Consider the following 20943-nt stretch of genomic DNA (forward strand, 5'->3'; position numbering starts at 1 on the left):
CGACCTCGGCCCGGACAGGCCCTGGCCCCGCGTGTATCTACCCGGTCAGCGGGTCGGCACGCCCACCTCCGACCATGCCTTGAGCACTGCTTCGGCCTCGTCGCCCTCCCCGAACCTGTGCTGCGCCGCCGTGACGGTGAGCTTGGCGAAGTCCTTGAAGGAAGCGTCCTGGGCCAGCTCACCGCCGGTCAGCACGTCGAACCAGATGCGGCCCGCCCGCTCCCATGAGTTACCGCCGAGTGCGGTGGCCAGGAGGTGGAAGGCGCGGTTGGGGATGCCGGAGTTGAGGTGGACCCCGCCGTTGTCCTCGTCCGTTTCGACGTAGTCGTCCATCGACCCGGGCTGCGGGTCCTTGCCGAGCACATCGTCGTCGTACGCCGTGCCCGGAGCCTTCATCGAGCGCAGCGCGACACCGCTGACCCGGGGGGCGAGCAGCCCCGCGCCGATCAGCCAGTCGGCCTGGTCCGCGCTCTGGCCCAGCGAGTGCTGCTTGACCAGGGAGCCGAAGACGTCGGACACGGACTCGTTGAGCGCGCCCGACTGGCCCTCGTAGGCGAGGTTGGCCGTGTACTGGGTGAGTCCGTGGGTCAGCTCGTGGGCGATCACGTCGATGGCGACGGTGAAGTCCAGGAAGATCTCTCCGTCGCCGTCCCCGAAGACCATCTGCTCGCCGTCGAAGAACGCGTTGTTGTACTTCTCGTCGTAGTGCACGGAGCCGATGAGCGGGAGGCCCTTGCCGTCGATCGAGCTGCGGCCGAACTCCGTGAGGAGCAGCTCGAAGGTGGCGCCCAGTCCGGCGTACGCGCGGTTGACGCTGGCGTCCTGGGTCGCCTCGTCGCCCTCGTCACGGACCTTGACGCCGGGCAGGTCGGTGCCGTGCCGGCAGTCGTACAGGGTGCGGTGCGGCTTGGTGGGGACCGGCGCCGAGGTACGGGCGGCCTGGACGGTCCGGGCTAGCGCGGTCACCCGCCGGTGGTGGCGCCTGGCTCCGTCGGCCTCCAGGGTGCGGCGTGCGGGATCGGCCAGTTGTGGGTCGTCCGACCGGGAGATCTTGTCGAGGACGTGGGGCGGCACGATGGTGCAGAAGACGGGCTGGAACCCGTTGTTCGGTCGAAGCTGCATGCAAATGACTGTGGCACTCCGTCACCGTCCTGTCACTGGTTGCGATCGCGATTGACGAAATAGAGTGATGTATCACTGTTCCGCCTCCACGACCGGTGGATCCCGCATACTGATACGGGCCGACAGGCCGGACGCCCCTCGGTTAGTGTTGCCGCATCATGCGTTTCGGGCTGCTCCTCCTTAGCTGCCGCGGCGAGGGCCTGTAGTCGTAGGCCGGCTCCCTCCCCGCGGAGTTCGCTGTTGCAGCGACACAGTCGGCCGCCCCTGCTGGACCTCAGAGGAGCCGTACGCCATGACCGCAGTGAATCCCCCCGCGCGCACCGATGCCGTCACCACCACCCCCGTCGGTGGCCCCACCCCGGTGACCAACGCAGGTCAGCTGCAGAAGCCTTCCGGAATGCCGGTCCACAAGTACCGCGGCTACGAGGCCGTGGACATCGCCGACCGCACCTGGCCGGACAACCGCATCACCGTGGCCCCCCGCTGGCTGTCCACCGATCTGCGCGACGGCAACCAGGCCCTGATCGACCCCATGTCGCCGGCCCGTAAGCGCGAGATGTTCGACCTGCTCGTACGCATGGGCTACAAGGAGATCGAGGTCGGCTTCCCGTCGTCCGGTGAGACCGACTTCGCGTTCGTACGCTCCATCATCGAAGAGGGCGCGATCCCCGAGGACGTGACGATCTCCGTCCTGACGCAGGCCCGCGAGGAGCTGATCGAGCGCACCGTCGAGTCACTGGTCGGAGCGCGGCGCGCCACCGTCCACCTGTACAACGCCACCGCACCCACCTTCCGCCGTGTGGTCTTCCGCGGCACGAAGGAAGAGGTCAAGCAGATCGCCGTGGACGGCACCCGGCTGGTCATGGAGTACGCGGACAAGATCCTGGGCGACGAGACGATCTTCGGATACCAGTACAGCCCGGAGATCTTCACCGACACCGAGCTGGACTTCGCCCTGGAGGTCTGCGAGGCGGTCTGTGACGTCTGGCAGCCCGAGGAGGGCCGCGAGATCATCCTCAACCTGCCCGCCACCGTGGAGCGCTCGACGCCGTCCACCCACGCGGACCGCTTCGAGTGGATGTCGCGCAACCTGACCCGCCGTGAGCACGTCTGCCTGTCGGTCCACCCGCACAACGACCGGGGCACCGCCGTCGCAGCCGCCGAGCTGGCGATCATGGCGGGTGCCGACCGCATCGAGGGCTGCCTGTTCGGCCAGGGCGAGCGCACCGGCAACGTCGACCTGGTCACGCTGGGCATGAACCTCTTCTCGCAGGGCGTCGACCCGCAGATCGACTTCTCGCAGATCGACGAGATCCGGCGCACCAGCGAGTACTGCAACCAGATGGAGGTCCACCCGCGCCACCCCTACGCGGGCGACCTGGTCTACACCGCCTTCTCCGGCTCCCACCAGGACGCCATCAAGAAGGGCTTCGACGCCATGGAGGCCGACGCGGCCGCCCGGAGCATGACGGTCGACGACATCGAGTGGGCGGTGCCCTACCTGCCGATCGACCCGAAGGACGTCGGCCGTTCCTACGAGGCGGTCATCCGGGTCAACTCGCAGTCCGGCAAGGGCGGAATCGCCTATGTCCTGAAGAACGACCACAAGCTGGACCTGCCGCGCCGCATGCAGATCGAGTTCTCCCGGATCATTCAGGCCAAGACCGATGCCGACGGCGGCGAGGTCACGCCGGCCGCGATCTGGTCGACCTTCCGGGACGAGTACCTGCCCAGCCCGGAGAACGCCTGGGGGCGCGTGCAGATCCGCTCCGGCCAGAGCACCACCGGCACCGACGGCCAGGACTCCATCACCGTCGAGGCCACCGTCGACGGCGCGGACACGCTGCTGACCGGCACGGGCAACGGCCCGATCTCCGCGTTCTTCGAAGCGCTGCAGGCCGTCGGGGTCGACGCCCGTCTGCTGGACTACACCGAGCACACGATGAGCGAGGGCGCGAGCGCGCAGGCGGCCTCCTACATCGAGTGCGCGATCGACGGCAAGGTGCTGTGGGGCATCGGCATCGACGCCAACACCACGCGTGCCTCGCTGAAGGCGGTCGTCTCCGCGGTCAACCGAGCGACCCGCTGACACCACCCTGCGGCATTCGGTACATACATCCGATACGCCGCTGAACCGCCTGGCCCGAGAACCCCGTTCACCCGCCGAGGGTGGGCGGGGTTCGGCCATATCCCGGTCTTGTGACGTCCAGGATACTGACGCGACATCATGCATGTGGCTAACATCACGTCCAACGTGGCAATGGTGCCTCGGTGGAGTTGCGGAGGTGTGCGACGTGCGGACAGCCAAAGAACAACACACCCTAAGACTGCGCATCTACGGCATCCGTACCGTCTGGGACACCGTCGGTGACGGCGAGTTCTTCTGCCCGTGCTGCGGGGGCGACCGTAACTACCGTCGCCTCACGGGACGTCGGCGCCTCACCGTCCTCGGGCTGCCGCTGCTCGCCCGGGGCAGCGCGGGGCCCGTCGTCGAATGCGCCGCCTGCGGGACGCGCTGCGCGCCCGACGCCCTGGACCGCCCCACCACCACCCGTTTCTCGGCGATGCTGCGGGAGGCCGTGCACACCGTCACGCTCGCCGTGCTCGCCGCGGGCGGCACCACCTCCCGTACGGTCCTGGAGACCGCCGCGGCCACCGTCCGCGACGCGGGCCTCGACGACTGCTCCCAGGAGCAGCTCTTCACCATCGTCGAGGTGCTCGCCGCCGACACCGGGGCCGGTGACGGGGCCGACCCCGCGGCCGATGCCTGCGGCGCCGCCCTCGCCATCGAGCTCCACGAGGTCCTGAAGCCGCTCGCACCGCACCTGGCCGTGCCCGGCCGCGAGGCGCTCCTGCTGCGCGGCGCCAGGATCGCGCTCGCCGACGGCCCGTACAGCCAGGCGGAGCGCGAGGTGCTGACCACGGTGGGCGGAGCGCTCCAGCTCTGTCCCGCGGACACGGCGAAGCTGCTGGAGGCTGCGCGTACGCCCTCGTAGGCCCGGCCCGCCCCGGTGGGCGACAATGGTCGTATGAGCTTGTTCCGGGACGACGGCGTCGTGCTGCGTACGCAGAAGCTGGGCGAGGCCGACCGGATCATCACGATCCTGACCCGCGGCCACGGGCGGGTGCGCGCCGTCGCGCGCGGGGTGCGCCGCACCAAGTCCAAATTCGGTGCGCGGCTCGAACCCTTCTCCCATGTGGACGTGCAGTTCTTCTCGCGCGGCAGCGAACTGATCGGACGCGGCCTTCCGCTGTGCACCCAGAGCGAGACGATCGCTCCGTACGGCGGCGGCATCGTCTCCGACTACGCCCGCTACACCGCCGGCACCGCGATGCTGGAGACCGCCGAGCGGTTCACCGACCACGAGGGAGAGCCCGCGGTCCAGCAGTACCTGCTGCTCGTCGGCGGGCTGCGCACCCTGGCGCGCGCCGAACACGCGCCGAATCTCATCCTGGACGCGTTCCTGCTGCGCTCGCTGGCCGTCAACGGCTACGCCCCCAGCTTCGTCGACTGCGCCAAGTGCGGAATGCCGGGACCGAACCGGTTCTTCTCCGTCGCGGCGGGCGGCGTCATATGCGGCGACTGCCGGGTGCCCGGCAGCGTCGTACCCTCGGCGGAGGCCGTCGAACTGCTGAGCGCGTTGCTCACCGGCGACTGGGAGACGGCGGACGCGTCCGAGGCGCGTCATGTCAGGGAGGGGAGCGGGCTCGTGTCCGCCTATCTGCACTGGCATCTGGAGCGCGGCCTGCGCTCGCTGCGGTACGTAGAGAAGTGACACAGGGAGACGAGAGAAGCTCATGGCAGTACGCGGGATGCTCGGTGGTCGTAACCGGTCCGATTACAAGACGCCCGAGCCGCACCCCTCCGGCGCGACCCCGCCGAAGATTCCCGGCGAGATCGTACCCAAGCACGTCGCCGTCGTGATGGACGGTAACGGCCGCTGGGCCAAGGAGCGGGGTCTTCCGCGCACCGAGGGCCACAAGGTCGGTGAGAGCGTCGTGATGGACGTTCTCAAGGGCTGTATCGAGATGGGCGTCAAGAACCTCTCGCTGTACGCGTTCTCCACGGAGAACTGGAAGCGTTCGCCGGACGAGGTGAAGTTCCTCATGAACTTCAACCGGGACGTCATCCGGCGCCGTCGCGACGAGATGGACGAGCTCGGCATCCGTATCCGCTGGGTCGGCCGCATGCCGAAGCTGTGGAAGTCCGTCGTCCAGGAGCTCCAGGTCGCCCAGGAGCAGACCAAGGACAACGACAGGATGACGCTGTACTTCTGCGTCAACTACGGCGGCCGGGCCGAGATCGCCGACGCGGCGCAGCGCATCGCCGAGGACGTCGCGGCGGGGAAGCTCGACCCCTCGAAGGTCAACGAGAAGACGTTCGCGAAGTACACCTACTACCCGGACATGCCGGACGTGGACCTCTTTGTGCGCCCCAGCGGGGAGCAGCGCACGTCCAACTACCTGATCTGGCAGAGCGCCTACGCCGAGATGGTCTTCCAGGACGTCCTGTGGCCGGACTTCGACCGCCGCGACCTGTGGAACGCCTGCCTGGAGTTCGCCCGGCGTGACCGGCGCTTCGGCGGCGCCGAGGAGATCACCAAGGCCTGAGAGCCTGTCGCACACGGATGCGTGGAGGGGGCCCCGGTGCCGGGGCCCCCTCGATGTCTCATGTGCCCGGGGGTGTCAGCCCTCGGCGCCCGCGCAGTCCGCGCAGGTCCCGAAGATCTCCACCGTGTGCGCCACGTTCACATAGCCGTGCTGGGCGGCGATGGTCTCGGCCCACTGCTCCACGGCGGGGCCCTCCACCTCGACGGCCTTGCCGCAGACGCGGCAGACCAGATGGTGGTGGTGGTCACCGGTCGAGCAGCGTCGGTAGACGGCCTCGCCGTCGGTCGTGCGCAGGACGTCGACCTCGCCCGCGTCGGCCAGGGACTGGAGTGTGCGGTAGACCGTGGTCAGCCCGACCGAGTCACCCCGGTGTTTGAGCACATCGTGCAGATCCTGGGCACTGCGGAACTCATCGACCTCGTCGAGCGCCGCCGCGACCGCCGCCCGCTGCCGGGTGGACCGGCCGCGTACCGGAGCCGCGTTCGTGCCACTGATCGGCGCCGTCGCCACAGCTGCCTCCTCGTGTCGCCCGTACGTGTGTCGGGCCATTGTGCCAGCCCGCCCCGTCGGCACGGTCACACCTGAACGTCGTCCGGCGCCGGGCGGGCAGCCGGTACCTCAAGGGTGCACCGGTCCGCCTCGCTCCCGCGAAGCCGCGCGCGTCTGCGGGCCAGCGGCGTGGCGAGCGCCGTCAGCACGATGAACGCGGCGATGGCCAGCAGCACGATCGTCGCGCCGGGCGGCACGTCCTGGTAGTACGAGGCCACGGTGCCGGCCAGGGTGACGGCCGTGCCGATGACGACGGCCAGGACGAACGTCACCTTGAAGGACTTCGAGATCTGCTGGGCGGCGGCGACGGGCACCACCATCAGCGCGCTGACCAGCAGCAGGCCGACGACCCGCATCGCCACGGTGACGGTGACCGCGGCCGTCACGGCGACCAGCAGATTGAGAGCGCGCACCGGCAGCCCGGTGACCCGGGCGAACTCCTCGTCCTGGCTGACCGCGAACAGCTGGCGCCGCAGCCCGACGGTGACGAGGATCACGAAGGCGGCCAGGACAGTGATGGTGGTGACGTCCTCCTCGGAGACCGTCGAGAGCGAGCCGAAGAGGTACGACGTGAGGTTGGCGTTGGAGCCCGTGTCGGAGAGGTTGATCAGCATCACCCCGCCCGCCATGCCGCCGTAGAAGAGCATGGCCAGGGCGATGTCGCCCCTGGTGCGTCCGTACCAGCGGATGAGCTCCATGACGACCGAGCCGGCCACGGCGACGAGCGTCGCCATCCAGACCGGGTTGGTGGAGAGCAGGAAGCCGAGACCGACGCCGGTCATCGCGACGTGTCCGATGCCGTCGCCCATCAGGGCCTGGCGGCGCTGGACGAGATAGATACCGATGGCGGGGGCGGTGATCCCGACCAGGACGGCCGCGATCAGGGCCCGCTGCATGAAGGGGGGGTTGAGGAATTCCAGCATGATCAGGTCAGCAGTCCCGTCCGGACGGGCTCGGAGGCCGCGTGGGGGTGTACGTGGTCGTGGCCCGGCAGGGCGTGCTGGCCCACGGCCTCCGGGGGCGGCCCGTCGTGTATGACGCAGCCGTCGCGCAGGACGATCGCCCGGTCGATCAGCGGTTCCAGGGCGCCGAGCTCGTGCAGGACGAGGAGCACCGTCGCCCCGCCGGCGACCTGCTCGCGCAGTGTCGTGGCGAGGATCTCCTGGCTGGCCAGGTCGACGCCCGCCATCGGCTCGTCCATGATCAGCACCTCGGGCTCGGCGGCGAGCGCGCGGGCGATCAGCACCCGCTGGTGCTGGCCGCCGGAGAGGGCGTCCACGGAGTCCTTGGCGCGGTCGCTGAGGCCGACGAGCTCGATGGCCCGGTCCACGGCCGCCCGGTCGGCCTTGCCGGGGATCCTCAGCTTCGTACGCGACAGGCGCCCGGAGGCGACGACCTCGCGGATCGTGGCGGGAACGCCCCCCGCCGCCGTGGTGCGCTGCGGTACGTATCCGACGCGGGACCACCGGCGGAAGCGGCGCAGCGGTGTGCCGAACAGCTCGACGGTGCCGCCGGTGAGCGGCACCTGGCCGATGACGGAGCGTACGGCGGTGGACTTACCGGATCCGTTGGCGCCGAGCAGCGCCACGACCTCGCCCCGGTGGACGGTGAGGTCGACACCGCGCAGCACCGGGCGCGCGCCGAGCGTCGCCGTGGCTCCGCGCATGCTGATCACGGGTTCTGGCGTACTGGGCTCGGGCATGATCGCCTCCGGTGCTGCTACGGGTGGTTCGGGTACCGCGGGGGTCACTTCGCGCCGAGAGCCTTCTGGAGGGCGGCGAGGTTGGACTTCATGACCTCGATGTAGTCAGCACCGGCGGACTTGTCGGTGATTCCCTCCAGCGGGTCCAGAACTCCGGTCTTCAGTCCGAGGTCTTTCGCCAGGGTCTTCGCGGTCTTGTCGCTGGCGAGCGTCTCGAAGAATACGGTGGTGGCGTTGTTCTTCTCCGCGACGGTGTGGATCTCGTCGATCCGGGCGGGGCTGGGCTCGGCCTCGGGGTCGAGGCCGGCGATGCCCTCCTGGACGAGGCCGTAGCGCTCGGCGAGGTATCCGAAGGCGGAGTGCGTGGTGATGAACGTCTTGGTCGCGGTGTCCTTCAGCCCGGTCGTGTACGCCGTGTTCAGCTCGTCGAGCTCGGAGACCAGGGTGTCCGTGTTCTTGCGGTAGTCGGCGGCGTTGTCGGGGTCGGCCTTCTCCAGGGACTTGCCGACACCCTTGGCGACCTCGGCGTACTTCACCGGGTCCAGCCAGATGTGCGGGTCGAGGCCGGCCTCCTCGTGCTCGTGCTCGTGCTCCTCGCCCTCGTGCTCCGCGTCCTCGCCGTGGTCGTGGGCGTCGACCTCGGAGCCGTGGTTCTCCAGCGTGGTGAGCTTCGCCGCGTCCACGGTGTTCTCCACGCCGGCCTGGGCGACGGCGTCGTCCACGGCGGGCTGGACGCCCTTGAGGAAGAGGATGTGGTCGGCGTCGCTCAGTCCGCCGATCTGCCGGGGGGAGAGCTCCAGGTCGTGCGGCTCGGTGCCCGGCTTCGTCAGGCTGGTGACGGAGACGTGCGACCCGCCGATCTCCTCGGCGAGGAACTGCATCGGGTAGAAGGACGCCACCACGTCCAGTGTGCCGTCGCTCCCGCCCTCGGCCGCGTCGGAGGTGGAACAGGCGGAGAGCGCGGTGAGACCGAGAGCGACTGCTCCGGCGACGGCGGCTGTGGGTATGAGGCGACGTACGTTCATGACAGTCATTTTCAACAAAAGTGGAAACGATTGTCAACAAGGCTGATGAGATGCCCGGATCAGGACCGGGTGACCGCGATGCGCCCCACCGATTTGATATGGGGGGTGCGCCCGCCGGTAATCTGGGGTATTCGCCCGCCCGTCATCCGAGCACCCCCCACCGAGGCGCTCGCCGCGCCGTCCCCTGTCCGAATTTCGTCGTCGTAATGAAGAGAGCACCGTGGCCGCCGACAAGATCGACACCATCGTCAGCCTGAGCAAGCGCCGTGGCTTCGTCTACCCCTGCAGTGAGATCTACGGTGGCCAGAAGGCCGCCTGGGACTACGGGCCACTGGGCGTCGAGCTGAAGGAGAACCTCAAGCGCCAGTGGTGGCGCTACATGGTCACCTCGCGCGAGGACGTGGTCGGTCTCGACTCGTCGGTCATCCTGGCCCCCGAGGTGTGGGTCGCCTCCGGCCATGTCGCCACGTTCTCCGACCCGCTCACCGAGTGCACCTCCTGTCACAAGCGCTACCGCGCCGACCACCTGGAGGAGGCGTACGAGGAGAAGCACGGCAAGCCCCCGGTCAACGGCCTCGCCGACCTCAACTGCCCCAACTGCGGCAACAAGGGCACCTTCACCGAGCCCAAGCAGTTCTCGGGTCTGCTCTCCACCCACCTCGGCCCCACCCAGGACTCCGGCTCGGTCGCCTACCTGCGCCCCGAGACCGCGCAGGGCATCTTCACCAACTTCGGCCAGGTGCAGCAGACCTCGCGCAAGAAGCCGCCGTTCGGCATCGCGCAGATGGGCAAGTCCTTCCGGAACGAGATCACTCCGGGCAACTTCATCTTCCGCACGCGTGAGTTCGAGCAGATGGAGATGGAGTTCTTCGTCAAGCCGGGCGAGGACGAGGAGTGGCAGGAGTACTGGATGCAGCAGCGCTGGAACTGGTACACCGGCCTCGGCATGCGCGAGGAGAACATGCGCTGGTTCGAGCACCCGCAGGAGAAGCTCTCCCACTACTCGAAGCGCACCGCCGACATCGAGTACCGCTTCCGCTTCGGCGGCGGCGAGTGGGGCGAGCTGGAGGGCGTCGCCAACCGCACCGACTACGACCTCACGGCGCACTCCAAGGCCTCCGGCACGGACCTCTCCTACTTCGACCAGGAGAAGAGCGAGCGCTACACGCCGTACGTCATCGAGCCCGCGGCCGGTGTCGGCCGCGCGATGCTGGCCTTCCTCCTCGACGCCTACAGCGAGGACGAGGCTCCCAACGCCAAGGGCGTCATGGAGAAGCGCGCCGTGATGCGCCTCGACCCGCGCCTCGCGCCGGTCAAGGTCGCCGTCCTGCCGCTGTCCCGCAACCCGCAGCTGTCGCCGAAGGCCAAGGGTCTCGCCGCCGACCTGCGGCAGAACTGGAACATCGAGTTCGACGACGCGGGCGCCATCGGCCGCCGCTACCGCCGCCAGGACGAGATCGGCACGCCGTTCTGCGTCACCGTCGACTTCGACACCCTCGACGACAACGCGGTGACCGTGCGCGAGCGCGACACGATGAAGCAGGAGCGCGTCTCCCTGGACCAGATCCAGAGCTACCTCGGCTCCCGCCTGCTGGGCTGCTGACGCACCCGTTCCACATCACGAAGCCCCCGGTTCCGCCGCACGGAACCGGGGGCTTCGTGCAGACTGGGCGCACTCGTCCACAGGGAGGCCAGGATGCCGTCCATGACCACGAGCAAGGTCAGCAGATGGGACCAGCACGGCCGTGAACACGTCGTCCACGTAAGGAAGTCGGGGATGTCGCGGCAGTTGACCTGCGACACCTGCGGATGGCGCAAGGGGGCGCAGTTCCTGCCCTGGCTCAAGGCCGAGGAGCATCTGACCGAGGCCCACCAGGCGACGGTCGACCCGACCGCCTGAGCCGGGGCGCGGCCGGAAAAACCGGATGAGATACCCCTTCCGCCGGGGTACCTTGTCGCCATGTCTTCGTTCTTCCAGATCTACGAGTGAGCGCGCGACGGGCCCGACCGCCCGTCGCCCATCGGATCGATACACGACACGTCATCCTCACTTCCTCATGACGAATGGGAGAACACCGTGGCCAAGAGCCGCAACAACCTCCTCGGCGTGGGCGGACAGCGCAAGAAGCTGTCCCGCGCCGAACAGCAGGGCGCGGGCCCCGCGCGCAACGACGACCGCAAGGCCGCCGAGGACAAGAAGCAGGAGCTGGTGCGCAAGATGCGTGAGCGCGCCGCCGCCGCCGATGCCGCGCCGGCGCAGGACGCACCGGCCGACAGCTGACCTCCTCGCACCACCTGCCACGACGGGTACGGGCCCGGATCACCTCGGTGATCCGGGCCCGTACCCGTTCCGCTCACTTCACGGCGCGGGGCAGCCGCAGGCTCAGCAGGGTCGTCAGGACGACGGCCGCAAGCTGCACGAGCAGCGTCACGATCAGCGCGTCCCGCATCCCCGAGCCCGATGCCAGCGAGAGGAACAGCGTGCCGAGCGTGGCGACCCCCAGCGCCAGGGCGGCCTGCTGGGTCGTCGTCATCACGCCGCCGCCCACCCCGGCACGCTCGGCCGGTACGTCGGACAGCACGATCCGGAACAGCACGGGCAGTTGCAGCCCCTGCCCCAGACCCGCGACGGCGATGCCGGGCAGCAGGCCCAGCAGCCCGAGGTCCGGCCAGCCGCGCCACACGGTCAGCGCCAGCACCGCGACGCCGACGCCCTGGATCAGCCCGCCGGCCGTCACGACCCGGCTGCCGAAGCGCCGTACCAGCCGGGGGCCTGCCAGCGAGGCCACGAAGAAGGCGGTGGCCATCGGCGCCAGGGAAAGGCCCGCCGCGGCCGGACCCATCTCCAGGCCCTGCTGGAGGGCCACCGCGATCACGAACATGAAGCCGCCGAAGCCGATCGAGAACGGCACCACCAGAGCGAGCCCGCGCCGCAGCGAGACCAGCCGCAGCAGGCTCGGCGGCACCAGCGGCGTCCGGCCCTGTGCGTCGGCCCGGCGCTCCACCCGGTAGAAGGCCGCCGCGGCGAACGGGAACAGGGCCAGGGACACCCAGGTCCACAGCGGCCAGCCCGCAGCCCGTCCCTCGGTCAGCGGCGCCAGCAGCGTCACCAGGGACGCGGCCAGCAGGAGCGTGCCCGGCACGTCGACGGGGGCGGGCCGGTCCGAACGGGTCTCCGGTACCGTGCGGACGGCCAGGATCAGCCCCACCACGGCCACCGGGACGTTCACCAGGAACACCGACCGCCAGCCCGCGCTCTCGCCGAACACCGAGGACAGCGGGGCGGCGGAGACCAGGACGCCGCCGAGGATCTGGCCGGCGACCATGGAGAGCCCGGCGGTCGCCCCGTACAGGCTCATGGCACGCGCCCTGCGGTGCCCTGCCGTGGCCGACTGGATGGTGGCGAGCACCTGCGGCAGCATCAGCGCCGCGGCGGCACCCTGCGCCACCCGCGCCCCCACGAGGGTCCAGGCGTCCGGGGCCAGACCACAGGCGAGAGAGGTGAGACCGAAGGCGGCCATCCCGATGAGGAAGAGCCTGCGCCGTCCGGCCATGTCGCCGAGGCGCCCGCCCAGGACGAGCAGTACGGCGTAGGAGAGGCCGTAGCCCGCGACGACCAGCTCCAGGAGCGCGGGTCCTGCGGCCAGGTCGTGGTCGATGGTGGGCAGGGCGACGTTGACGATGAAGAAGTCGATGAGGGGCAGTGCCGCGCCGAGCAGCACGGTGAACAGCCCGAGCCCGCCGAGCACCGGCGTGCGGTGGTCGTGTCGTGCCACCGGGGTGCGGGTGGCGGATGGGTTCGTCAGTACAGAGGATTCACTCACGGCATCGACGATGGACCTGTCCTCAGCCTGGTACCAGAGTGTCTTTATCCTGGTACACGGAGCACCTGGCAATACGCCCGGACATTCGGCACGCTGGGAGCATGGCGACCGTGGCGAGCGAAGCACCCGAGACCGAGATCCGGCGGCACGAGCTCGCCGGATTCCTCCGCAGCCGTCGTGAGCGGATCACCCCCGAGCAGGTCGGCCTGGTCCGGGGCCGCCGCAGGCGGACCCCTGGGCTGCGCCGCGAGGAGGTCGCACAGCTCTCCGCCGTCGGCGTCACCTGGTACACGTGGCTGGAGCAGGCGCGCGACATCCAGGTCTCCCCGCAGGTACTCGACTCCCTGGCCCGCGCCCTGCTGCTGGACCGCAGCGAGCGCACCCACCTCTTCGCACTCGCCGGTGCCGTCGACCCCGCCCCCGGCTCGGACTGCACCGGCGTCACCCCGGCCTTCCAGGAGATGCTCACGCGCCTGGAGCCCTTCCCGGCCTGCATCCAGAACAGCCGGTACGACATCCTCGCCTACAACCGCACCTACGGCCGGCTGCTGTGCGACCTGGACGAGGTCGCCCCCGAGGACCGCAACTGCATGCTGCTCGCCTACACCAACGAGCAGTGGCGCGCCTCAGTCGTCGATCTGCCCGGCATGCGCCGGGTGATGGCCGCCAAGTTCCGCGCCGCGATGGCGGAGCATCTGGCCGAGCCCGCCTGGAAGGCGCTGCTGGCGCGGCTGGAGGCCGCCTCACCCGAATTCGGCGAGCTCTGGGCCCGGCACGAGGTCGTCGGGCCCTCGAACCGCACCAAGATCTTCCGTAACGCCCGGGTCGGGCTGCTCAGGCTCGTCCACACGGATCTGTGGCTCGGCCCGTCGGTGGGCCCGCGCATGGTGACGTACGTCCCCTCGGACGAGCAGTCACGGCTGGGGGTGGAGCGGCTGCTGGCGACCGTGCTCGCGGAGTCCGGCGACGAACCGGCCGCCGATCGGATCCCCGCCGGTCAGCCCCTCGTGGATTCCCGCGCGGTCTCCTTCGCGGAGGCCTGAGCGGGCGGCACCCCCGCCGCTTCGGGCGTGCGGGACAATGGGGCCATGACCACGCTCGCCCCCGCCCTCCCGCTGCTCCGGATCGGCCCGCACACCGTGCAGCCGCCGGTGGTGCTCGCGCCCATGGCCGGCATCACCAACGCACCCTTCCGCACCCTGTGCCGAGAGTTCTCGGGGGGCAAGGGGCTGTTCGTCAGCGAGATGATCACCACACGGGCGCTGGTCGAGCGCAACGAGAAGACCATGCAGCTCATCCACTTCGACGCGAGCGAGACCCCGCGCTCCATCCAGCTGTACGGGGTGGACCCTGTCACCGTCGGCAAGGCGGTCCGGATGATCGTCGACGAGGACCTCGCCGATCACATCGACCTGAACTTCGGCTGCCCCGTCCCCAAGGTCACCCGCAAGGGCGGCGGCTCCGCGCTCCCGTACAAGCGGCCGCTCCTTCGCGCGATCCTCCGTGAGGCCGTGGCCGAGGCGGGCGACCTCCCGGTCACCATCAAGATGCGCAAGGGCATCGACGACGACCACACCACCTACCTCGACGCGGGCCGCATCGCCGTCGACGAGGGCATCACGGCCGTCGCCCTGCACGGCAGGACCACCGCCCAGCACTACGGCGGCACGGCCGACTGGGACGCCATCGCGCGTCTCAAGGAGCATGTTCCGGAGATCCCGGTCCTCGGCAACGGCGACATCTGGAGCGCCGACGACGCGCTGCGGATGATGCGGGAGACGGGCTGTGACGGCGTCGTCGTCGGCCGTGGCTGCCTGGGGCGCCCCTGGCTCTTCGGCGACCTGGTCGGCGCCTTCGAGGGCACGGGGGAGAGGCAGGCGCCCGCCCTGCGACAGGTCGCGGAGGTCATGCTGCGTCACGCGACGCTGCTGGGGGAGTGGATCGGCGACGAGAGCCGGGGCGTGATCGACTTCCGTAAGCACGTGGCCTGGTATCTCAAGGGCTTCGCCGTCGGTTCGGACATGCGCAGGAGGCTCGCGGTCACCTCGTCCCTGGAGGAGCTGGGCGGGCAGCTCCAGGAGCTCGACATGGACCAGCCCTGGCCGGACGGCGCGGACGGCCCGCGAGGGCGTACCTCGGGCAACAACCGGGTGGCGCTGCCGGACGGCTGGCTCAAGGACCCGTACGACTGCGCCGGCGTGGGCGCCGAGGCGGAGCTGGACACCTCGGGCGGCTGACCCGACCCCTGCACCGGGGCACCGAGTGCCCTACGGAATGGCCCGCTCAGATGAGCGGGCTTTTCTCCTTGAATGCCGTGCGTTCCGCCGCGATTTCGCGGCGAAGGCGCGTGATCGGTCTCTCTCGGGAGGTCTTGATCACGCTCTGTCGAGTACGCATAGCTCCATGGTGACCAGATGTCGACGGGCGGGCGTCCGGATAGTGACATCTGAGCGCGACTCGGGGCGTGATTCTCGCCACCCTTGAGGTGCGCTTGGCTCAGATGAGCGCTCTTCTGGTTGCTGTACTTCTCAAATGGCGGCACTGGGTGCCAGGCGGGTTTACTTTGATCGATCAAAGCATCCCTCACCCTGTGTGGGGATTCGGTGCCGTACCGCACACCGTTGGTGATGGTGACTTCAAGAGGTGAACGTTCTTCTTCCTTATGGCGCGTGGGCGCACGACTTTCGATCTGCTGGCGGACGGGTGGTTGAGCCCTCACGACGCGCAAGTGGCCGTACCCAGAAGCCTTCGATCTGGGTATGTTCCTCGCCGTCAGGGCAGCCACCGCGTCCTCGAGGAGTCGAGACCCGTGTCGGAACACAAAGACCCCCAGAAGTTCGTCTACGACTTCACCGAGGGCAACAAGGATCTGAAGGATCTTCTGGGCGGCAAGGGTGCCAACCTCGCCGAGATGACCAACCTCGGGCTGCCCGTCCCTCCGGGTTTCACCATCACCACCGAGGCCTGCAAGGTCTACCTCGACAGCGGTGAGGAGCCGGCCGAACTGCGCGAAGAGGTCGGTACGCACCTGGCGGCGCTCGAGAAGCGGATGGGCAAGGATCTCGGTCAGGCCGACGACCCGCTGCTGGTCTCCGTCCGTTCCGGCGCCAAGTTCTCGATGCCCGGCATGATGGACACGGTCCTGAACATCGGCCTCTCCGACGCCTCGGTCGTCGGACTCGCCGCGCAGGCCGGCGACGAGCGCTTCGCCTGGGACTCCTACCGCCGCCTCATCCAGATGTTCGGCAAGACCGTGCTCGGGGTCGACGGCGATCTCTTCGAGGAGGCGCTGGAGGCCGCGAAGGAGGCCAAGGGCGTCACCGTCGACGTGGACCTGGACGCGGCCGACCTGAAGAAGCTGGTCAAGCAGTTCAAGAAGATCGTCACGCGGGACGCGGGGCGCGACTTCCCGCAGGACCCGCGTGAGCAGATGGACCTGGCCATAAAGGCGGTCTTCGACTCGTGGAACACAGACCGGGCCAAGCTCTACCGCCGCCAGGAGCGCATCCCCGGCGACCTCGGCACGGCCGTCAACGTCTGTTCGATGGTCTTCGGCAACCTCGGCCCCGACTCCGGCACCGGCGTCGCGTTCACCCGTGACCCGGCCAGCGGCCACCAGGGCGTCTACGGCGACTACCTCCAGAACGCGCAGGGCGAGGACGTCGTCGCGGGCATCCGCAACACGGTGGCGCTCGCCGATCTCGAGTCGATCGACAAGGCGTCGTACGACCAGCTGATGAAGATCATGGAGACGCTGGAGAACCACTACAGGGATCTCTGCGACATCGAGTTCACCATCGAGCGCGGTCAGCTCTGGATGCTCCAGACCCGGGTCGGCAAGCGCACCGCGGGCGCCGCCTTCCGTATCGCCACCCAGCTCGTCGACCAGGGCCTCATCGACGAGGCCGAGGCGCTGCAGCGGGTCAACGGCGCCCAGCTCGCGCAGCTGATGTTCCCGCGCTTCGACGACGCGGCCACCACCGTCCTGCTGGGACGCGGGATCGCCGCGTCACCCGGCGCGGCCGTCGGCAAGGCGGTCTTCGACTCGTACACCGCGGTCAAGTGGTCGCGGTCCGGCGAGAAGGTCATCCTGATCCGCCGGGAGACCAACCCCGACGACCTCGACGGCATGATCGCCGCCGAGGGCATCCTGACCTCGCGCGGTGGCAAGACCTCGCACGCCGCGGTCGTGGCGCGCGGCATGGGCAAGACCTGTGTCTGCGGCGCCGAGGAGATCGAGGTCGACACCAAGCGCCGCCGGCTCACGGTCGGCGACACCGTGGTGGAGGAGGGCGACCTCGTCTCCGTCGACGGCTCCACCGGCAAGGTGTACCTCGGCGAGGTACCCGTCGTGCCGTCGCCGGTCGTGGAGTACTTCGAGGGCCGCATGCACGCGGGCGCCGATGACGCCGACGAGCTGGTCGGCGCCGTGCACCGGATCATGGCGTACGCCGACCGGGTACGCCGGCTGCGGGTACGGGCGAACGCGGACAACGCCGAGGACGCCTCGCGGGCCCGTCGCTTCGGCGCCCAGGGCATCGGCCTGTGCCGCACCGAGCACATGTTCCTCGGTGAGCGCCGCGAGATGGTGGAGAAGCTGATCCTCGCGGACACGGACGACGAGCGGGAGGCCGCGCTCGACGCGCTGCTGCCGCTCCAGAAGGCCGACTTCATCGAGCTGTTCGAGTCGATGGACGGGCTGCCCGTGACCGTACGGCTGCTCGACCCGCCGCTGCACGAGTTCCTGCCCGACATCACGGAGCTCTCCGTACGGGTGGCGCTCGCCGAGTCCCGCAAGGACGCCAACGAGAACGACCTGCGCCTCCTGCAGGCCGTGCACAAGCTGCACGAGCAGAACCCGATGCTGGGTCTGCGCGGTGTCCGTCTCGGCCTGGTCATCCCCGGGCTGTTCGCGATGCAGGTCCGCGCGATCGCGGAGGCGGCGGCGGAGCGCAAGAACGCCAAGGGTGACCCGCGCGCCGAGATCATGATTCCGCTCGTCGGCACGGTCCAGGAGCTGGAGATCGTCCGGGATGAGGCCGACGGCGTCATCGCCGATGTCGAGGCGGCCACCGGTACGCGGCTGAAGCTGAGCATCGGCACGATGATCGAGCTGCCCCGCGCCGCGCTGACCGCCGGTCAGATCGCCGAGGCCGCGCAGTTCTTCTCCTTCGGCACCAACGACCTCACGCAGACGGTCTGGGGCTTCTCCCGCGACGACGTGGAGGCCTCGTTCTTCACCGCGTACCTGGAGAAGGGCATCTTCGGGGTGTCGCCGTTCGAGACGATCGACAAGGACGGCGTCGGCGCCCTCGTGCGCAGCGCCGTGGAGGCCGGCCGGGCCACCCGCCCGGACCTCAAGCTCGGCATCTGCGGTGAGCACGGCGGAGACCCGGAGTCGGTGCACTTCTTCCACGAGGTGGGCCTCGACTACGTCTCCTGCTCGCCCTTCCGCATTCCGGTCGCCCGGCTGGAAGCGGGCCGGGCAGCCGCCGAATCGCGGGGCAGCGACAGCCGCTGAGACCCGGCGGACCGCGCCCGCCACGACTCCGGATACCGCCGCCGGATATCGCAGACCCTCATCGCTCCCGCGGCGGAGCCGGATTACCAGGAAGCGGCGGCACCCTGTGCGGGGGTGTCGCCGCTTCTTCATTTGAAAAGCGAACCAATTCCTTTTCACGTTCGTCCCGCAAATCGGTGGGGTGCGGTCCGGGGATCCCCACCCCCGGACCGCACCCGCTTACCTCGTCGGGTGCGGAGCCGCACCGTCGTTCACCGCCGCCGAACGGGCGAAGCCCCCCACGGCCCTCAACCGCTCTTTCGGTGACGCCGGATACGCACCCGACGTCGTACAGCTTTTCGGCTGGCGGGGATGCGGGCGAGACATTTCAACTGTGGCCGAAACCCCGTGGTGACCTCCTGTGACGCCCCGCATACGCTTCTGCGGGGGAAATTGCGAGTGCAACAGGTGGGGGCTCGGTGCTGCGTATCCATGTGTCCGGGGTGGACCTTTCGCGTGTGCGGATGGCCACGAGGCCGGACGCGATGTGGGAGACCATCCTCAGTTTTCACCGGCTGAGAGACAGACGGGGGTCCACGGTGTTCGGGAAATGGCGGAAGGAATCCCGTAACCGGTTGAATGGTGAAGCGCGTGTGCTGTCCGCGGTCGTTCCGCCCCGCGGCTATTTCCCCGACTTCCTGACGCCTTCCGGGGGAGGCGCCGAGCCGTTCGGGCTCGACGCCGGAATGGAGGCGCTGCGTGACACGCCCGCGGACCGCATCCGTGGGGAACTCGGGCTGCTGGCGATCGGCGCCGACCGTATGCGACGGCCGTCCGGCGCCGCCGCCGCTCTGTCGGAGGCCCTGGCCGAGGGGCGTACGGAGCCGCTGGGGCGCCTCATCACCACCCTGCGCGCCTACCACCGCGCCGCGGTCGAGCCGTACTGGCCGCACATCAGGGCGAGCGTCGAGGCCGACCGCGCCGTCCGGGGGCGCGCCCTGCTGGACGGCGGTGCGGACGAGCTCCTGGCCACGCTGCCGCCGATGATCCGCTGGCGGTCCCCTGTGCTGGAGGCTGACTACCCCGTGGACCGGGAGCTGCGGCTCGACGGGCGCGGCCTGCTCCTGCAGCCGTCGTTCTTCTGCCGCGGCACCCCCGTCGTCTACCGCGACCCGGGCCTCCCGCCGGTCCTCGTCTACCCGGTCACCCACCCCGGCGCCCCGGCCGTCGCCGAGCCGGGTCCCTGGCTCGGCCGGCTCGTGGGCCACACCCGCTCCACGGTCCTGCACTCCATAGACAACGGCTGCACGACGAGTGAGCTGGCCCGCAGGACCGGGGTGTCACTGGCGTCGGCGAGCCAGCACGCCAGTGTGCTGCGCGAGGCCGGCCTGGTCCGCACCCTGCGCCACGGCAGCTCGGTCCTGCACACCCTCACCCCGCTGGGCGCCGCCCTGCTCAGGGGCGGAGCCCCGGTCGCCGTGCCCTGAGGGCTGTCCCGCCAGGGATTACGGGACAGCCCTCACGACCTGGTGCACGATAGCGAGCGGGCTCCCGACGCCCTGCGACTCCGCCTCCGGCGTTGTCGTCGGTCAACGACGCTCCACGTCGCTTCCCTCCTCCGCCTTGGATTCGAAGCCGCATGACGCCGCTCGCTGATCCGCTCTCCATCGCGCACCAGGTCGTCAGCGATGAGTTCCGCGCCTCGCCGTGGTCTACCTCTTGTGAGCGCTCGTACGGAGCGCGTGGGAGCACCGCAGAGTGCCGGACGGAAGAGTGGAACCATCATGACCCAGCCTCAGATGATCTTCGTGAACCTGCCGGTCAAGGACCTCGCGACGACGAAGAACTTCTTCGCGAAGCTCGGCTTCGGCTTCAACCCGCAGTTCAGCGACGACACGACGGCCTGTCTGGTCATCAGCGACACGATCTTCGCCATGCTCATCAGCGAGCCGAGATTCAAGGACTTCACCAAGAAGGAGATCGCCGACGCGTCGAGGACGACCGAAGTCCTCATCGCCCTCAGCGCGGACAGCCGGGAGAAGGTCGACGAGCTGGCCGACGCCGCGCTCGCCAACGGCGGCTCGCTCGCCAACGAGCCCATGGACGAGGGCTTCATGTACGGCCGTTCCTTCCAGGACCCCGACCACCACATCTGGGAGGTCGTCTGGATGGACCCGGCCGCCGTCGAGGGACAGGCCTGACACCCGGCGTGGTCCGGATGTGAGGCCGCTGCGGGGCAATACACCTAGTCCCCGCGGACCGGGAAGACCGGCACCGAGACGTCGTCGTCGTCCAGGCAGGCGCCCGTCGCCAGGTCGAAACGCTGCTTGAGCAGCGGCGACGCGACGAACGGGCGCCCACCGGCGGAGCCGACCAGGCCCCGGGAGAGGACGTACGCACCGGTGAACGGGTCGCGGTTGTCGATCGCGTACGCCCGGCCCGCCCGGTCCACGAACAGCGCGACCTGCCGGCCGTCCGGGAGGAGCGCGGCCACACCGCGTCCCGGGGTCAGCAGGTCACGGTCGCAGACCGTGAGCCAGGCGTCCCCGTCGGCAAGCTGGATCGTCCGGGTGTCCTGCGCCGTTTCCACCGTCCGGACCGTCACTGGCT

19 protein-coding genes are annotated in these 20943 nt (G+C 69.5%); 12 read left to right on the forward strand and 7 right to left on the reverse strand.

Features of this window, described 5'->3' with window-relative positions; all coding sequences use genetic code 11:
- Positions 1–45 precede the first annotated feature (45 nt).
- Positions 46–1122: a M4 family metallopeptidase gene (locus AB0C75_RS06645; RefSeq protein ID WP_362887757.1), complete on the reverse strand. Its 1077-nt coding sequence runs from the start codon at positions 1120–1122 to the stop codon at positions 46–48.
- A gap of 292 nt (positions 1123–1414) precedes the next feature.
- Here AB0C75_RS06645 and leuA point away from each other — a divergent pair, with 292 nt between their 5' ends.
- From leuA to AB0C75_RS06665, 4 genes are all read left to right on the forward strand, one after another.
- Positions 1415–3211 carry a 2-isopropylmalate synthase gene (gene leuA, locus AB0C75_RS06650; RefSeq protein WP_362887759.1) on the forward strand — a complete coding sequence of 599 codons (1797 nt, stop codon included), beginning with the start codon at positions 1415–1417 and terminating at the stop codon, positions 3209–3211.
- A gap of 205 nt (positions 3212–3416) precedes the next feature.
- Positions 3417–4118: a TerB family tellurite resistance protein gene (locus tag AB0C75_RS06655; RefSeq protein ID WP_362887761.1), complete on the forward strand. Its 702-nt coding sequence runs from the start codon at positions 3417–3419 to the stop codon at positions 4116–4118.
- Positions 4119–4151: 33 nt separating this feature from the next.
- Positions 4152–4898, forward strand: coding sequence for a DNA repair protein RecO (recO, locus tag AB0C75_RS06660; protein ID WP_362887763.1), 747 nt, complete (start codon positions 4152–4154; stop codon positions 4896–4898).
- A 22-nt stretch (positions 4899–4920) separates the two neighbouring features.
- Positions 4921–5733 (forward strand): isoprenyl transferase, encoded by an 813-nt coding sequence (locus tag AB0C75_RS06665; RefSeq protein ID WP_362887765.1) that lies wholly within the window; start codon positions 4921–4923, stop codon positions 5731–5733.
- 75 nt (positions 5734–5808) lie between these two features.
- Here AB0C75_RS06665 and AB0C75_RS06670 read toward each other — a convergent pair whose 3' ends face one another.
- The 4 genes from AB0C75_RS06670 to AB0C75_RS06685 form a co-directional block, all read right to left on the reverse strand.
- Complete coding sequence (locus AB0C75_RS06670; protein WP_362887767.1) at positions 5809–6243, reverse strand: transcriptional repressor; 435 nt, start codon at positions 6241–6243, stop codon at positions 5809–5811.
- A gap of 65 nt (positions 6244–6308) precedes the next feature.
- The gene (locus AB0C75_RS06675) at positions 6309–7208 is read right to left on the reverse strand and encodes a metal ABC transporter permease (RefSeq protein WP_362888098.1); all 900 of its coding nucleotides are present in this window, start codon (positions 7206–7208) and stop codon (positions 6309–6311) included.
- Positions 7208–7984: a metal ABC transporter ATP-binding protein gene (locus AB0C75_RS06680; RefSeq protein WP_362887769.1), complete on the reverse strand. Its 777-nt coding sequence runs from the start codon at positions 7982–7984 to the stop codon at positions 7208–7210. Before AB0C75_RS06680 ends, AB0C75_RS06675 begins: the two co-directional genes overlap by 1 nt.
- 44 nt (positions 7985–8028) lie before the next feature.
- Positions 8029–9009, reverse strand: a complete 981-nt coding sequence (locus AB0C75_RS06685; RefSeq protein ID WP_362887771.1) for a metal ABC transporter substrate-binding protein — start codon at positions 9007–9009, stop codon at positions 8029–8031.
- Between the two features lie 220 nt (positions 9010–9229).
- Here AB0C75_RS06685 and AB0C75_RS06690 point away from each other — a divergent pair, with 220 nt between their 5' ends.
- The 3 genes from AB0C75_RS06690 to AB0C75_RS06700 all read left to right on the forward strand — a co-directional run bounded on the left by AB0C75_RS06690 (position 9230) and on the right by AB0C75_RS06700 (position 11290).
- Positions 9230–10612, forward strand: a complete 1383-nt coding sequence (locus AB0C75_RS06690; protein WP_362887773.1) for a glycine--tRNA ligase — start codon at positions 9230–9232, stop codon at positions 10610–10612.
- 93 nt (positions 10613–10705) lie between these two features.
- Positions 10706–10909 carry a hypothetical protein gene (locus AB0C75_RS06695; protein WP_362887775.1) on the forward strand — a complete coding sequence of 68 codons (204 nt, stop codon included), beginning with the start codon at positions 10706–10708 and terminating at the stop codon, positions 10907–10909.
- Between the two features lie 177 nt (positions 10910–11086).
- Positions 11087–11290: a DUF6243 family protein gene (locus tag AB0C75_RS06700; protein ID WP_362887777.1), complete on the forward strand. Its 204-nt coding sequence runs from the start codon at positions 11087–11089 to the stop codon at positions 11288–11290.
- Between the two features lie 73 nt (positions 11291–11363).
- On the opposite strand, the gene AB0C75_RS06705 is transcribed toward AB0C75_RS06700, so the two are convergent.
- Positions 11364–12785, reverse strand: a complete 1422-nt coding sequence (locus tag AB0C75_RS06705) for an MFS transporter (protein ID WP_362888100.1) — start codon at positions 12783–12785, stop codon at positions 11364–11366.
- A gap of 149 nt (positions 12786–12934) precedes the next feature.
- Here AB0C75_RS06705 and AB0C75_RS06710 point away from each other — a divergent pair, with 149 nt between their 5' ends.
- The 5 genes from AB0C75_RS06710 to AB0C75_RS06730 all read left to right on the forward strand — a co-directional run bounded on the left by AB0C75_RS06710 (position 12935) and on the right by AB0C75_RS06730 (position 20534).
- Positions 12935–13876 carry a helix-turn-helix transcriptional regulator gene (locus AB0C75_RS06710; RefSeq protein ID WP_362887779.1) on the forward strand — a complete coding sequence of 314 codons (942 nt, stop codon included), beginning with the start codon at positions 12935–12937 and terminating at the stop codon, positions 13874–13876.
- Between the two features lie 45 nt (positions 13877–13921).
- Entirely contained in the window at positions 13922–15070 is a 1149-nt protein-coding gene (gene dusB / locus AB0C75_RS06715; RefSeq protein WP_362887781.1) for a tRNA dihydrouridine synthase DusB, read from the forward strand.
- Between the two features lie 572 nt (positions 15071–15642).
- Positions 15643–18354 (forward strand): pyruvate, phosphate dikinase, encoded by a 2712-nt coding sequence (ppdK, locus tag AB0C75_RS06720; protein ID WP_362887783.1) that lies wholly within the window; start codon positions 15643–15645, stop codon positions 18352–18354.
- Between the two features lie 458 nt (positions 18355–18812).
- On the forward strand, positions 18813–19820 hold the full coding sequence (locus AB0C75_RS06725) for a helix-turn-helix domain-containing protein (RefSeq protein ID WP_362887785.1): 1008 nt from the start codon (positions 18813–18815) through the stop codon (positions 19818–19820).
- A 297-nt stretch (positions 19821–20117) separates the two neighbouring features.
- Positions 20118–20534: a VOC family protein gene (locus tag AB0C75_RS06730; protein ID WP_362887787.1), complete on the forward strand. Its 417-nt coding sequence runs from the start codon at positions 20118–20120 to the stop codon at positions 20532–20534.
- 44 nt (positions 20535–20578) lie between these two features.
- Here the strand turns inward: AB0C75_RS06730 and nirD are convergent, their stop codons facing one another.
- Positions 20579–20938 (reverse strand): nitrite reductase small subunit NirD, encoded by a 360-nt coding sequence (gene nirD, locus AB0C75_RS06735; RefSeq protein ID WP_362888102.1) that lies wholly within the window; start codon positions 20936–20938, stop codon positions 20579–20581.
- Between the last annotated feature and the right edge of the window lie 5 nt (positions 20939–20943).

The organism is Streptomyces sp. NPDC048565, assembly GCF_040650935.1.
GTDB lineage: Bacteria > Actinomycetota > Actinomycetes > Streptomycetales > Streptomycetaceae > Streptomyces.

What these genes read in the sequence shown, in the direction of transcription:
- AB0C75_RS06710 (WP_362887779.1), top strand. Translation starts at nt 12,935, where the DNA reads ATGGCGACCGTGGCGAGCGAAGCACCCGAGACCGAGATCCGGCGGCAC.
- leuA (WP_362887759.1), top strand. Translation starts at nt 1,415, where the DNA reads ATGACCGCAGTGAATCCCCCCGCGCGCACCGATGCCGTCACCACCACC.
- AB0C75_RS06680 (WP_362887769.1), bottom strand. Translation starts at nt 7,984, where the DNA reads ATGCCCGAGCCCAGTACGCCAGAACCCGTGATCAGCATGCGCGGAGCC.
- dusB (WP_362887781.1), top strand. Translation starts at nt 13,922, where the DNA reads ATGACCACGCTCGCCCCCGCCCTCCCGCTGCTCCGGATCGGCCCGCAC.
- AB0C75_RS06695 (WP_362887775.1), top strand. Translation starts at nt 10,706, where the DNA reads ATGCCGTCCATGACCACGAGCAAGGTCAGCAGATGGGACCAGCACGGC.
- AB0C75_RS06685 (WP_362887771.1), bottom strand. Translation starts at nt 9,009, where the DNA reads ATGAACGTACGTCGCCTCATACCCACAGCCGCCGTCGCCGGAGCAGTC.
- recO (WP_362887763.1), top strand. Translation starts at nt 4,152, where the DNA reads ATGAGCTTGTTCCGGGACGACGGCGTCGTGCTGCGTACGCAGAAGCTG.
- AB0C75_RS06665 (WP_362887765.1), top strand. Translation starts at nt 4,921, where the DNA reads ATGGCAGTACGCGGGATGCTCGGTGGTCGTAACCGGTCCGATTACAAG.
- AB0C75_RS06730 (WP_362887787.1), top strand. Translation starts at nt 20,118, where the DNA reads ATGACCCAGCCTCAGATGATCTTCGTGAACCTGCCGGTCAAGGACCTC.
- AB0C75_RS06645 (WP_362887757.1), bottom strand. Translation starts at nt 1,122, where the DNA reads ATGCAGCTTCGACCGAACAACGGGTTCCAGCCCGTCTTCTGCACCATC.